16 protein-coding genes are annotated in these 12,651 nt (G+C 69.4%); 12 read left to right on the top strand and 4 right to left on the bottom strand.

The window, feature by feature from the left end; all coding sequences use genetic code 11:
* Nucleotides 1-204: 204 nt before the first annotated feature.
* Entirely contained in the window at nt 205-1,101 is an 897-nt protein-coding gene (locus tag ACWEOO_RS00165) for an aminoglycoside phosphotransferase family protein (protein ID WP_452141054.1), read from the bottom strand.
* Between the two features lie 85 nt (nt 1,102-1,186).
* On the opposite strand from ACWEOO_RS00165, the gene ACWEOO_RS00170 reads away from it, so the two are divergent.
* Entirely contained in the window at nt 1,187-1,825 is a 639-nt protein-coding gene (locus tag ACWEOO_RS00170) for a flavin reductase family protein (RefSeq protein ID WP_359934379.1), read from the top strand.
* Nucleotides 1,826-1,861: 36 nt separating this feature from the next.
* On the opposite strand, the gene ACWEOO_RS00175 is transcribed toward ACWEOO_RS00170, so the two are convergent.
* Nucleotides 1,862-2,827, bottom strand: a complete 966-nt coding sequence (locus tag ACWEOO_RS00175) for a hypothetical protein (RefSeq protein ID WP_452141055.1) — start codon at nt 2,825-2,827, stop codon at nt 1,862-1,864.
* A 170-nt stretch (nt 2,828-2,997) separates the two neighbouring features.
* Here ACWEOO_RS00175 and ACWEOO_RS00180 point away from each other — a divergent pair, with 170 nt between their 5' ends.
* Both ACWEOO_RS00180 and ACWEOO_RS00185 read left to right on the top strand, forming a co-directional pair.
* Nucleotides 2,998-3,507, top strand: a complete 510-nt coding sequence (locus ACWEOO_RS00180; RefSeq protein WP_363710012.1) for an acyl-CoA thioesterase — start codon at nt 2,998-3,000, stop codon at nt 3,505-3,507.
* Entirely contained in the window at nt 3,504-4,166 is a 663-nt protein-coding gene (locus ACWEOO_RS00185) for an ion channel (protein WP_452141056.1), read from the top strand. Before ACWEOO_RS00180 ends, ACWEOO_RS00185 begins: the two co-directional genes overlap by 4 nt.
* Here ACWEOO_RS00185 and ACWEOO_RS00190 read toward each other — a convergent pair.
* The gene (locus tag ACWEOO_RS00190; protein WP_452141057.1) at nt 4,163-4,783 is read right to left on the bottom strand and encodes a TetR/AcrR family transcriptional regulator; all 621 of its coding nucleotides are present in this window, start codon (nt 4,781-4,783) and stop codon (nt 4,163-4,165) included. The two genes, ACWEOO_RS00185 and ACWEOO_RS00190, sit on opposite strands and share 4 nt — an antisense overlap.
* 38 nt (nt 4,784-4,821) lie before the next feature.
* Here ACWEOO_RS00190 and ACWEOO_RS00195 point away from each other — a divergent pair, with 38 nt between their 5' ends.
* From ACWEOO_RS00195 to ACWEOO_RS00225, 7 genes are all read left to right on the top strand, one after another.
* The gene (locus ACWEOO_RS00195) at nt 4,822-5,886 is read left to right on the top strand and encodes a DMT family transporter (RefSeq protein WP_452141058.1); all 1,065 of its coding nucleotides are present in this window, start codon (nt 4,822-4,824) and stop codon (nt 5,884-5,886) included.
* Nucleotides 5,774-6,187 carry a MarR family winged helix-turn-helix transcriptional regulator gene (locus ACWEOO_RS00200; protein ID WP_363710016.1) on the top strand — a complete coding sequence of 138 codons (414 nt, stop codon included), beginning with the start codon at nt 5,774-5,776 and terminating at the stop codon, nt 6,185-6,187. The genes ACWEOO_RS00195 and ACWEOO_RS00200 overlap by 113 nt, the downstream gene beginning before the upstream one ends.
* 1 nt (nt 6,188) lies before the next feature.
* Nucleotides 6,189-7,433 (top strand): glycoside hydrolase family 3 N-terminal domain-containing protein, encoded by a 1,245-nt coding sequence (locus ACWEOO_RS00205; protein WP_452141059.1) that lies wholly within the window; start codon nt 6,189-6,191, stop codon nt 7,431-7,433.
* Nucleotides 7,430-7,762 carry a YidH family protein gene (locus ACWEOO_RS00210; RefSeq protein ID WP_355695668.1) on the top strand — a complete coding sequence of 111 codons (333 nt, stop codon included), beginning with the start codon at nt 7,430-7,432 and terminating at the stop codon, nt 7,760-7,762. Before ACWEOO_RS00205 ends, ACWEOO_RS00210 begins: the two co-directional genes overlap by 4 nt.
* Nucleotides 7,759-8,067 carry a DUF202 domain-containing protein gene (locus tag ACWEOO_RS00215; protein WP_359934360.1) on the top strand — a complete coding sequence of 103 codons (309 nt, stop codon included), beginning with the start codon at nt 7,759-7,761 and terminating at the stop codon, nt 8,065-8,067. The genes ACWEOO_RS00210 and ACWEOO_RS00215 overlap by 4 nt, the downstream gene beginning before the upstream one ends.
* A 138-nt stretch (nt 8,068-8,205) precedes the next feature.
* Nucleotides 8,206-8,838, top strand: a complete 633-nt coding sequence (locus tag ACWEOO_RS00220) for a DUF47 domain-containing protein (RefSeq protein ID WP_131460665.1) — start codon at nt 8,206-8,208, stop codon at nt 8,836-8,838.
* A 2-nt stretch (nt 8,839-8,840) separates the two neighbouring features.
* Nucleotides 8,841-9,839 (top strand): anion permease, encoded by a 999-nt coding sequence (locus ACWEOO_RS00225; RefSeq protein WP_452141060.1) that lies wholly within the window; start codon nt 8,841-8,843, stop codon nt 9,837-9,839.
* Between the two features lie 20 nt (nt 9,840-9,859).
* Here the strand turns inward: ACWEOO_RS00225 and ACWEOO_RS00230 are convergent, their stop codons facing one another.
* Entirely contained in the window at nt 9,860-10,384 is a 525-nt protein-coding gene (locus ACWEOO_RS00230; RefSeq protein ID WP_363710018.1) for a hypothetical protein, read from the bottom strand.
* A gap of 240 nt (nt 10,385-10,624) precedes the next feature.
* Here ACWEOO_RS00230 and ACWEOO_RS00235 point away from each other — a divergent pair, with 240 nt between their 5' ends.
* Both ACWEOO_RS00235 and ACWEOO_RS00240 read left to right on the top strand, forming a co-directional pair.
* Nucleotides 10,625-10,813: a hypothetical protein gene (locus tag ACWEOO_RS00235; protein ID WP_452141061.1), complete on the top strand. Its 189-nt coding sequence runs from the start codon at nt 10,625-10,627 to the stop codon at nt 10,811-10,813.
* Nucleotides 10,814-10,861: 48 nt separating this feature from the next.
* Complete coding sequence (locus ACWEOO_RS00240) at nt 10,862-12,181, top strand: hypothetical protein (RefSeq protein ID WP_452141062.1); 1,320 nt, start codon at nt 10,862-10,864, stop codon at nt 12,179-12,181.
* Nucleotides 12,182-12,651: the final 470 nt, after the last annotated feature.

The raw sequence follows: 12,651 nt of genomic DNA on the forward strand, positions 1-12,651 counted from the left end.
CATCCGCGCCGCCTTCGTCTCAGATCACCATCACCTCCCTTCGAGAGCCCGACACAGCCGACCGTTGATACACCTCCCTGCCCAACCCCACCCGGACAACCAGCCACAAGCGGCCCGGCACGTGTGCTGGCGACGCCAGGGGCAGCGCGCCAGGCGCGGGTGGGGTGGTGGTGCCTGTTCGGGTGGGGGTGGCAGCTTTGCGGGCTAGGTGAGTCCGGACCAGGGGGCCGGTGGGGTGGTGGTGAAGAAGTGGAGGATGCTGAGCAGGCGGCTGGCGGTTGGGGCGGTCCAGTGGCGTTGGCCGGGCCAGGGGGACGCGGAGAGTTTGGCGATGGCCCAGGACAGGTGGAACCAGAGGACGCCGGCGGCCAGTTCCTCCTCGGACTCTGATGGCTGGGCGTGCCGGAGGTAGTCCGGAAGCAGCACGGCGACCTGCGCGAGGGGCAGCTTGGCGAACTCCATGGCCCGCGGCGCCCACGCCGCGTCGCCCCAGTCGATGAGCGCTCGAAGCTCTCCGTCCGGCCCGGCGAGAAGGTTGTGCGCGGCAACATCTCCGTGAATCAGCACCTTGGGCCGACTCCTGTCGACCCGCTCCGCGAGCCGCATGAACCACCCGCTCAACCAATTAGCCGTCCCCAAATCCACATACCCCCGCTCACCAAGCTCCTCAACCGTCCTCCACGGATCCCCCCACCCCTCCTCACCCAACCCCACCAAGCCCAACCCACCTAGGTGTGGGGCGCGGTGGAGTTGGTGTAGGTGGGCCAGTTGTTCGGCTAGGGCGGTGGGGAGGGTGGTGGGCTCGGTGCCGTGGATGCGTTCCATGACCGCGTACGGCGCGTCGATCAGGTGGTGGGTGGCGTCGTACTCGACGATCGCGGGGGTGAGGACGCCGGCGGAGCGGGCCGCGGGTACGACTTGGGTTTCCTTCAGGAGGTCGGGCTCGAATCCGGGGCGGCACACCCGGAGGAAGAGGTTCTCGCCGAGGACGAATCCTCGGTTGGCCACCCCGCCGGCGACCTCTTTCACCTCGGCGGGGTCGACGCCGTGGCACCGGGCCACGGCGGCTACGCCGGCCAGGATGTCGAGTTGTTCAGCCAATCCACAGCTCCGTCGTCGGCGCGATCCTCCGGCCGGACCCTGTGCGGCCGCCGGCGGCATTCACCGAGTTTGATGTACTGCGGGTGTGCGTGTCGATGTGAATCCGGAGGCCGTCGGACGGCGGGAGTTCTATGCGCTGCTGAACTCGGTGGTCGTCCCGCGGCCGATAGCGTGGGTGTCGAGCCTGTCCGCCGCCGGCGTGCTGAACCTGGCGCCGCATTCGTTCTTCACCGTCTCGTCCGTGCAGCCGCCGATGGTGCAGTTCACCTCGGTCGGCCGGAAGGACAGCCTGAACAACGTCGAGGCGACCCGTGAGTTCGTCGTGAACTTCGCCGCCGAGCACCTCTACGAGCAGGTGAACGCCTCCGGCACGAACTTCCCGCCGGAGGTCTCCGAGTTCGAGGCGATCGGCGTGACCGCCGAGCCGTCCCGGACGGTCGCCGTGCCCCGCGTCGCGGAATCGCCGGTGGCGCTCGAGTGCACCCTGCACACCACCGTCGAGCTCGGCGACTGCACTCTGGTCATCGGCCAGGTCCGCCATCTCGCGATCGACGAAACGATGCTGGACGGCAACCACCCCGACATCCATCGCCTCCGCCCCCTCGCCCGGCTGGGCAAGGACGAGTGGACAACCCTCGGCGAAGTCCGCTCCATCACCCGGATCCGCTACTCCGACTGGCCCGGCCACTTCGAGAAACCGGACGGAGAAAGCCCCGAAGGCTGACGCAGGCACCGCGAGAGCTTGCCATCAGCAACGTCCTCATGACCGGCCACGCGCCGGCGGCGGCTCCCGAGTGGCGAGAAGCTTCGTCAAGGACTCGAGCTCCGGGGACAGGCGGAGCGGGGTGTGGTCGGGGAGTGCGGTGGTGGCGGGGTGCCAGGTGAAGTCGGGGCTCACGAGGTAGACGTCCGGGGACAGCGGGCCGGGGTCGCGGGAGTGGCAGCGGGCGGCGACGTTCAGCAGGACACCGAGGGCGGGGATGACCGTGAGGTCCTCGATCACGTGCAGCAGCAGCGTATCCCGGGCCGGGACGGCGGCCAGGAACCCGTGGGGCGCGTGCTGCAGGTGCAACGACTCGCGGAGAACGGTGTCGAGGACGAGTGCGCGGGAGGCGGCGAAGGCTGTCCCGGTGACGACGGCCAGGCGGAGGTCGTCGTGCTCGACATACTCGACCTCGTCCTGGATGCGGCGGAGGTTGGCGAGGCCGAAGCGCTCGGCGTCGGACCAGGTGAGATCCAGGTCGGCGGGCTCGAGGTACATCGTCACGATGCCGTCGGCCTGCGTGGACGGCACGGAGATCAGACCGGGCAGGAAGTCGGGCCGATCCGCGGTCCAATCGGGCGGTAACGCGTCGCGCGGGACCAGCCGCTGGATCAGCTCGCGCTCGGGGTCGGCCGGTGGCGTCGGTGGGCCTTCGCGGAGTTGCTCCAGGATCTGGCGGAAGTGTTCCTCGATCAGCGCCGGCCAGCTGTGCTCGTCGAAGCGGGACAGGATGCGCGCGAGGTTGCTGAGCCCGAGCACGGGGGTGTCGGCCGAGCGGTCGGCGGGCACGAGCGCGGCGCCGCCCTGGTAGCAAACGGCGACGCCGAGGTCGGCGGCCGTGCGCAGGGCGAGGTGCACGAGCCGATCGGCCTGCCGCCGGGACAACGGCGGCAGCACCGGGTCGGGAGAGCTGGTCTCGGGAAAGTCGTTGCTCTGGGCATGTTCGGTGGTGTCGGTGGGCATCGTCGGACCTCCTTGTCGGCAGAGAAGTCGGCAGAGAAGGTACGAGGATCGGGGCGTGCCGGAGCACGCGAATCCATGCCTGTGGACAAGCCGTCGGGATACTGTGCGGCAGACCCAGACCCAGACCCAGACCCAGCCCCAGACCCAGGTCCAGGAAACAAGGAGTACGCATGTCCAGCAGCCCGTCGTCGCGGCCGACCTCGGAGACGCGGCTGTCGCTGTCGCACCTCACCGCGCAGAACGAGACGAACCTGCTCGGCACCGTGCACGGCGGCGTGATCATGACGCTGGTCGACTCGGTCGCCGGCGTGGTCGCCGCCCGTCACTCCGGTGGTGCCGCGGTCACCGCGTCCATGGACGAGATGGTGTTCCTCGTCCCCGTGCGCGTCGGTGACGTCGTGCACTTCAGCGGGCAGGTGAACTGGACCGGCCGGAGCTCGATGGAGGTCGGCGTCCGGATCACCGCCGACCGCTGGGACGCGGTCGGCCCGCAGGTGCACGTCGCGTCGGCGTACCTGGTGTTCGTGGCCGTGGACGAGGAGGGGAAGCCCCGCGAGGTGCCGCAGGTGGTGCCGGAGACCGACGAGGACCGGCGGCGGTTGCGCGAGGCCGAGATCCGCCGCAGCCACCGGCTGGCCCGCCGCGCCGCGATCATCGCCTCCCGCGAGGAATCCCGATGAGCGTTCTCGCGCACGCCCGGCGGAACCCGTCCGCCGTGCTGCTCGTGGTGCAGTTGCTCGGCGTACTCGTCTACCCGGCGATGGAGGGATCGCGCCCCGGCCGCGTCGCGTTCGAGATCCTCGGCATCGTCGTCCTCGTGCTCGCGGTCTTCTCGGTCCGCGCGACCCCGGGGCTCACCTGGGTCAGCGTCTGCCTGGGCATCCCGGCGGTGGCGCTGTCGCTGCTCGACGCGTTCAACCCGACCGAGCCGGTGGTCGCGATCTCCGGCGCGCTGCACGCGGCCTTCTATTTCTACGCGGCGTACAGCCTGCTCCGCTACATGCTCTCGGACCATGACGTCAGCGTCGACGAGCTCTTCGCGACCGGCGCCACCTTCACCCTGGTGGCCTGGGGCTTCGCCTATCTGTACGTGTTCGTCCAGGTTCTCGTACCGGGCAGCTTCACGGCGGCCGTTGACCCCGCCGACGACCGCACCTGGATGGAGCTGCTCTTGCTGAGCTTCACCACACTGTCCAGCACCGGCCTGAGCGATATCGTCCCGATCACGTCCTGGAGCCGCTCGGTGGTCATGCTCGAACAGCTCGCCGGACTCGGGTACGTCGCGATGGTCGTCTCCCGCCTCGTCGGCCTAACGATCACCAAGCGAAGCAACACCTAGCTGCGCGGCCACCCCGCCAGCAGATCGGCCGCCGCCCGGGCCGCGACCTCCGGCGCCGACGTCATTGCGGCGACCCGGTAGCTGACCAGCGCGCCCTCGTGGAGCAGCAGCAGCCGGTCGGCCAGCTCGCCGGAGTCCGCGCATCCCGCCGCGCGCGCCTGCGCCTCGAACTCGGCCCGCATCCACCGCTTCTGCCCGACGATCACCGGCATCGCCGGATGGTCCGGCGCCGCCAGCTCCACACTCGCGTTGATGAAGCCGCACCCGTTGCGCGAGCCGGCCAGCCAGTCCGTCAGCGCGGCGAACAACGCCAGGATCACCGCCTCGGGCGTGGTCGGGTTCCGCGCGGTCAGCTGTTCGTCCAGGAACTCGTGCCAGGCGCGGTCCCGCCGCTCGAGGTACGCCGCGATCAGCCGGTCCTTCGACCCGAACCGGTCGTACAGCGTCTTCTTCGTCACGTCCGCCGCCGCGGCGATCGCGTCGACCCCGACGGTCCGGATGCCCTGCTCGTAGAACATCGTCGACGCGGCCGCCAGGATCCGCTCGCCGGCCGGCGTCAGCCGGGGCGCCACGGGGATCTCCCTGTCCACGATCAGTCTCACCTGCTGGTCGAGCATACTGACAGTATACCGACCGGTGTGGTTACCGTCTTCTCATGACCACGCAGAAGGTGCTCACGCTGGCCGCCGGCACCGGGTTCGTCGTGTTCTGGAGCTGTGGCTTCATCGGCGCCCGCTGGGGTACGCAGTACACGAACGCGTTCGACCTGCTCGCCTGGCGGTTCCTCGTCGCGGGCGCGATCGCCGCCGCGGTGCTGGCGATCCGGCGGCCGCGCATCTCCCGCCGCGACCTCGTCACCCAGGTGTGGATGGCCTTCCTCACCCAGTTCGTGTACCTCGGACTGATCTTCACCGGCATCGACCACGGCATCACGGCCGGTGTCACCGCACTCATCGGCTCGCTGCAGCCGATCCTGATCGCGACCGTCGCCGGACCACTGCTCGGCGAGCGCGTCAGCAGGCGTCAGTGGCTCGGGCTGCTCCTCGGTCTGGTCGGCGTCGCTCTGGTGGTGGCCGATGACCTCCACGCCGGGCACGGCTCGGCGCTGCTCTTCCTGCTGCCGATCGGCGGCCTGCTCGGCCTGGTCGCAGGCACGTGTCTCGATCGGCTCCGCAAGCCGGCCACGACGTCGCTCGATGCGCTGGCGGTCCAGAGTCTCGTGTCAGCGATCCTCTTCGCCGCCCTGGCCGCGTCGACCGGCCGGATGAGCGTGCCCGCTGCTCCAGGCTTCTACGGTGCGGTGTTCTGGCTGGTGCTGCTGGCAACTGGTGGCGGTTGGGGTTTGTACCTGGTCAACCTCAAGCTGTCGGGCGCAACGCGCATCAGTTCGCTGCTGTACCTGGTGCCGCCGACCACGATGGTGTTCGCGTTCCTGCTGTTCCACGAGACGATCGGCGGACTCGCCGTCGTCGGCATGCTGGTGTGTGCTGCCGCCGTACTGCTGATCCAGCTCGGGCAGCAAGTACGCTGCGGGGATGGTGGAACCCCGGTGGCTGGATCAGCAGGAGAGTCACGCCTGGCGTGCGTACATCGCGGCGCAGCGCGTGGTGAGCAGCCGGATCGAGCAGCAGCTGCAACGCGACGCCGGAATCCCGCACACGTACTACGAGATTCTCGTCCGGCTGTCCGAGGCGCCGGGCAACCGATTGCGGATGAGTGAGCTCGCGGTCGCCACGCTCGGCTCCCGCAGCCGGCTGTCGCACGCGGTCAACCGGCTCGAGCAGAACGGCTGGGTGAAGCGCGAGGGCATCGAGTCCGACCGTCGCGGCCAGGTCGCGATCCTCACCGAGCTCGGCCGGCAGAAGCTGGTGGACACGGCGCCCGGCCATGTCGAGGAGGTGCGCAAGGCGATCTTCGACGCGCTCACGCCCGAGCAGGTCGAGCACCTGTACGACGTCTGCGCGACACTGGCCCGGCATTCCGGCGACACCGTCGACCGTGCGGCGTGGGAGCGGACCTGAGATGAGGCGTCCGGTCGCGCTGATCGCGCTGACTGCCCTCGCTGTGACCGGCTGCGGTGACAGTGGAACCCCGACCGCGGGGCCGAGCACCGTGCCGTCCTCGTCGATCCCGACGACCGCCGAACCGAGCGTGCCGCCCACCACCGCCACGGAGTCGCCCACAGCATCGACGTCCGCGCCGCCCCCGTCGTCGAAGCCGACGACCGCGAACTGCGTCGACCAGAAGCTCAAGGCCCTCACGCTGCGCGAGCAGGCGGCGCAGCTCATCATGACCGGCATCAACGCCGACGGTATGTCGGACGCCCAGGAGGCCGTCGTACAGCAGCAGAAGTCCGGCAGCGTCTTCCTGATCGGCAGCAGCGGCAGCCTTTCGCACACCCGCACAGCGATGGCCGCGGTGACCTCGGCCGCGACGGTGAAGGGCATCCGCCCGCTGATCGCCGCGGACCAGGAGGGCGGCCAGATCCAGCGCCTGAAGGGCCCCGGCTTCGATCGCATCCCGGCCGCGACGGTGCAGGGCAATTGGTCGAGTTCCAAGCTGACCGCGCAGGCCCAGGAGTGGGGCAGCCAGCTCAAGCAGGCCGGCGTCACCGTCGACCTCGCGCCGGTGGCCGACGTCGTACCGAGCTCGCTCAAGTCCAGCAACGCACCGATCGGCCAGCTGGACCGTGAGTACGGCAACACGCCGGCGGAAGCGAGCAGGGGCGTGCGGGCCTTCGTGCAGGGCATGCGGAACGCCGGTGTCGCGACCTCGGTCAAGCACTTCCCCGGGCTCGGACGCGTCCGCGGCAACACCGACTTCTCGGCCGGTGTCGTCGACGACGTCACGGTCCGCGGCGACGCCGACCTGCGGCCGTTCGCGGAAGGGATCAAGGCCGGTGCGTCGATGGTGATGATCTCGACCGTGACGTACACCAAGATCGATCCGAAGAACCGCGCGGTGTTCTCGCCGACCGTCATCCAGGGCATGGTGCGCGGCGATCTCGGCTGGCGCGGTGTCGTGATCACCGACGACGTCGGAGCCGCCGCGGAGGTCGCGTCGGTCCCGGTGGGGGAGCGCGCGACCCGGTTCGTCGCGGCCGGCGGCGACATCGTCATCAACGCCAAGGCCGGGCTGACCGCGACGATGGTGACGGCTCTGGTCAAGAAGGCGGAGGAGGACGAGTCCTTCGCCGCGCAGCTGACAAGTAGCGTGCGTCGTGTGCTGATCCTCAAACAGGACCACGGTCTGGTGACCTGCGGATGACGGAAGAAGAGCCTGACTACCGGTTCACGCTGGCGAACGAGCGCACGTACCTGGCGTACCTGCGGACCTCCCTCGCCTGCTACGCGGGCGGGTTGTCCGCCGTCCAGTTCCTCGACCTCGGTCCGGACCGCTGGCCGGCCCGGATCATCGGCATCGTTCTGGTCCTTGCCGGAATCGTCACGACCGCGGGTGCCTTCCGGCGCTGGCAGCTCAACCTGACCGCGATGCGTCGCGGCGGCGCACTCCCTGTGACCAGGCTGCCGCTGATGCTCGGAGCAACGATCGCCGTGGTCGGACTGATCGGCCTGTTGTTCTCAGTGTGGCGATGAGCACACCCGATCCCGGTCGGCAGCCGGAGCGGACGCTGCTCGCGTGGCGGCGTACGGCGCTCGGACTGATCGCCAACGGCGTCCTGCTGCTTGCCTCCGGCCACGGTTCGTCGGAGGTCCGGACGGGCCTCGGAATCGTCGTTCTCGTGCTGGCGCTGGGCTGCTGGGCCGCGGTGAGCGCCGTCTACCGCCGCTCCGAGGGGGGCGCCGTGCACGCTCTCGGCCATCAGAACATCCTGCGGATCGCGGCCGGCCTGGTCCTCGTCGTCGGGCTTTTCGACCTGTACGCCGTGGTCACACGATGAAACCGCTCAGTTACTGGTCGTATATCGCCCGGCGGCGAGTTCATACCGACGCGGTACGTTGACATGGCGGATGCCACGTCAGCGGTCCGTTCCCCCTAGCATGTTCACGGTTTGTCCCTCGTTCATCCGGAGCTTGAAGTGCCGTTACGTCTGCGTCCGAACGACCCGACGTTCTACGACCTTTTCACCGAGTCTGCCAATCACCTGGTCGAAGGATCCAGGATCCTGGCGGAGCTGCTCGGCAGTACGGCGGGGACCGGGCTCTCCGCGAGTCATCAGATCGCCGCCCAGATGAAGGACGCCGAACACGCGGCCGACGAGACCACCCACTCGATCATCCGCCGGGTGAACTCGACCTTCGTCACGCCGTTCGACCGGGAGGACATCTACCGGCTGGCCTCCGACCTCGACGACGTCATGGACTTCATGGAGGAGGCGGTCGACACCATCCACCTCTTCAACCTGGAGAAGCTGCCCGAGGAGATCGCCGAGCAGATCGAGGTGCTCCAGCGGGCCGCGCAGCTGACCGCCGAGACCATGCCGCGGCTGCGGACCATGAAGGACCTGGCCGAGTACTGGATCGAGATCAACCGGCTGGAGAACACCGGCGACGCGGTCCACCGGCGGCTGATCGCCAAGCTGTTCAGCGGTGAGTACGAGGCGCTGACGGTGATGAAGCTGAAGACCGTGGTCGACCTGCTGGAGGCCGCGATCGACGCCTTCGAGCACGTCGCCAACACGGTCGAGCAGATCGCGGTCAAGGAGAGCTGAGCGTGGAGCTCGCGCTCGTCATCGCCGTCGTCGTCATCGCGCTGTCGTTCGACTACACCAACGGTTTCCACGACGCCGCCAACGCGATCGCGACCTCGGTGTCCACCCGGGCGCTGACGCCGCGGGTGGCGCTGCTGATGGCTGCCGCGTGCAACTTCCTGGGCGCGCTGGCCGGCACCGAGGTGGCCGAGACGGTCGGCAAGGGCATCATCACCGCACCGTCCGGGACCCACGGCCTGGTGGTCGTGATCGCAGCCCTGGTCGGCGCCATCACCTGGAACCTGATCACCTGGTACTTCGGTCTGCCGAGCTCCTCGTCGCATGCGCTGATCGGCGGCCTGGTCGGGGCCGGCCTGGCCTCGGCCAGCACGGTGCTGTGGTCCGGCATCCTCGACAAGGTCGTGATCCCGATGGTGCTGTCGCCGGCCATCGGCTTCACCGGCGCCTTCCTGCTGATGCTCGCGATCCTCTGGCTGTTCCGGCACCGCAACCCGGGCAAGACCACCCGCGGCTTCCGGATGTCGCAGTCGCTGTCCGCCGCCGCGATGGCGCTCGGGCACGGTCTGCAGGACGCGCAGAAGACGATGGGCGTGATCTTCCTCGCGCTGCTCACCACGGGGCACGTGCAGCAGGGCGACGGCATCCCGCTGTGGGTGAAGATCTCGGCCGCGACGGCCATCTCACTCGGCACGTACTCCGGCGGCTGGCGGATCATGCGAACCCTCGGCCGCCGGATCATCCACCTGGACCCGGCCCGCGGGTTCGCCTCCGAATCCATCGCCGCAGGCGTTCTGTACGTGATGGCGATCGGACTGCACGCGCCGGTCTCCACCACCCACACGATCACCTCCGCGGTGATGGGCGCCGGCGCCACCAAGCGCCTGTCCGCCGTCCGCTGGGGCGTCGCCAAGGGCATCGTCACCGCCTGGGTCCTGACCATCCCGGCCGCCGGCATCGTCGCGGCCGCCGTCTACGGTCTGGCCCACCTGATCCTCGAGTAAGGTCCCAGGCCCCCGCGCAGCTAGCGGTTCCAGCGGCGTACGGCCTTGGCCACGTCCTTGGAGCGGATGGAGCCGAGGTTGTACTCCCATGCGGCCAAGAGGCGGTCGCCGAGCACTTCGGCGTCCAGGAACGTGCGCGGCCGTACGGCGACGGCCCAGGTCGCCGCGGCCGCGTGGCCCTGCTGGTGGAGCAGGTGGTCGACGGTCGCCTCGATCCGGGTCGCCTGGTCGCTGTCGAGGTGGTCCGTGGCCCACTGCTGCAGGATCCGCGAGTCGTCGCCCGTCATCCGGGCCAGATAGGTCAGCGGGCCCCGCCAGAAGCCCTTGCGGCCGATGTTGTCCAGCGTCTCGAGTGGGAACCAGCCGTTCTGGCTGCGCCGGCCGTTCACCGCGGACTCGATCTCCCGGGCGCGGTCGGCGGACAGCCCCCGCACCGCCCAGTCGACGAAGAACGCCCCGGCGTCCGGGATGTGCTCGGCCACGTGCGGCGCCGGTGTCAGCGCTCCCGGATCGAACAGATGCAGCTCTTCGGGTGTATCGAACAAAACCTTCCCCGCCCGCTCGTGTCCACGGACCCACCGACGCGGACCCGCTGCACAGGGACCCCCCAGGTTCCTGCTCTGTCAAACGACAGCCCTTCGTACCCTCGTTCCGGCCCGAGGGTCAAGCTCTCGTCCGGTAGCCGGTGCCGTGCTCACGTAAACGTTTGACGCCTGTGCTGTCAGTGCCCGGCGGGTGCATGATGAGAGGTGGGGTGGGCCCGCGGGCCCTGGGGGTGATGTGTCGTGATCAGACTCGAACGACCTGCTGTGCCGGAGGTCCTCCGGTCGACCGTCGCGATGTCCTACACCTGGGAGAACCTGCTGCCGGCTCGTGCGGACCGTATCCGGGCCAAGGGCAACCGGTTCCCGATCGAACGGCCGGATCGCGCGTCGCAGAGACGTTCACCGACGACGACGAGTACGTCGCGATGACGCACCAGGTGATCAAGGCCTACTTCGCACGACTGTTCGGGGGATGACATGACGACCTACGTACCCGCGCCGCCGCGGAGCTGCGACGTACTGATGAAAGGCGGGATCACCAGCGGGGTGATCTATCCGAGCGCGGTCTGCGAACTGGCCCGGCACTACAAGCTGGCGTCCGTCGGGGGATCGTCGGCGGGCGCCATCGCTGCGGCGGCCGCGGCGGCGGCAGAACTGGGCCGCGACGCCGGCGGGTTCGGAAAGCTCGAACGACTGCCCGACGATCTGATGGCCCACCGCCCGGGAGGCGCCTCGTTGCTGTTCCGCCTGTTCCAGCCACAGCGCGGTACGGCGTCGTTGTACAAGGTCTTCACGGCCGGACTCGGCACCTCTGGCAGTGGCCGGGTAGCGCGCATCGTTCGCGCCGCGCTGTCCGCCTTCGCCCTGTGGGCGCTGGCCGGCGCTGTGCCCGGCGTCGTCTTGCTCGTCCTCGGGATCCTCGGTCAGGGCGTGGCGGCCTGGGCCGCGGTGATCGCCGGTGCGCTGCTAGCCGTCGTCGGTGTCGTCGTGGCCGTCACGGCCGGCGTACTCCGGAGCGTCGCGAAGAACGTGCCGGACAACAACTTCGGGCTGTGCAACGGGATGGCGGGCAGGTCCGAGGGCGGGGCGGAGCCGCTGACCCGTTGGCTGCACGGCAAATTGCAGGACTTCGCCGGCCGGGCCGGGGACGCGGATCCGGTCACCTTCGGGCAGCTGAGCGCGGCCGGTGTCGAGCTGCGGATGATGACCACCAACCTGACCCGGCACCAGCCGATGCGGATGCCCTGGCCGGAACGCGAGTACTTCTTCGACCCCGGCGAGTTCAAGGAGCTGTTCCCGGCCGAGGTCGTGGACTGGATGTGCGAGCACCCGCCGCCGTTGTCCCCGCAGCCGGCCAAGCAGTGGGCCGGCGAGTTGCGCCGGTTGCAGGCCGCACCGAAGCGGCCGTTCCCGCTCGCTGCGGATCTGCCGGTGATCGTCGCGACCCGGATGAGCCTCAGCTTCCCGTTCCTGATCTCGGCTGTGCCGCTGTACGCGATCGACTTCACGCACCCGGCGTACAGCAAGGTCAGTGCCGCAGTGGCGGACTGGCGGGACGCGAACCCGCAGGCCGGGCCGGAGCAGGCGCTGCCCGCCGTACCCGCGCCCGACTTCGAGGTCAACTGGTTCTCCGACGGCGGCATCGCGAGCAACCTGCCGGTGCACTTCTTCGACTCGCCGCTGCCGGCCCGGCCGACCTTCGCGGTCGACCTGGCTCTGTTCCCGCCAGGCGTGCCGAAGGACCTGAAGGACCAGGCCGAGAACACGCGGCTGCCGGTCGTCAACCAGGGAGGCTGAACCGGCGCTGGACCCGGTGGGACGGACGTGGGCTCGGCCTGGTCGCGCTGTTCGGCCGGTCGATCCTGGACACCGCGCGCGGCTGGGTGGACGAGGCGCAGCTGGTGATGCCCGGCTACCGCGACCGGATCGTCACGATCTACCACGATCACGACGAAGGCGGCCTGAACCTGACGATGAAGGACACGGTGGTGACCGACCTGGTCGAGCGTGGTGAGGCGGGCGCGAAGAAACTCGTCACCCGCTTCGTCCTCGCCAACGGCTGGGACAACCACCGCTGGATCAGGTTCCGCACTGCCACGGCCGGCCTCGAGACCTGGCTGGCCGGTTTCCGGAACGGGTACGACGATCCGTCGCCGGACGCCCTGCCGTACGCAGACCTCGCCGGCACGCCCGGCACCGCCGTCGTACTCGATCAACGGCACCCAGCGAAAGGCCGTGAACCTCCGAACCGACGCACTCCTGACCCT

It is taken from the genome of Kribbella sp. NPDC004138 (assembly GCF_053603655.1).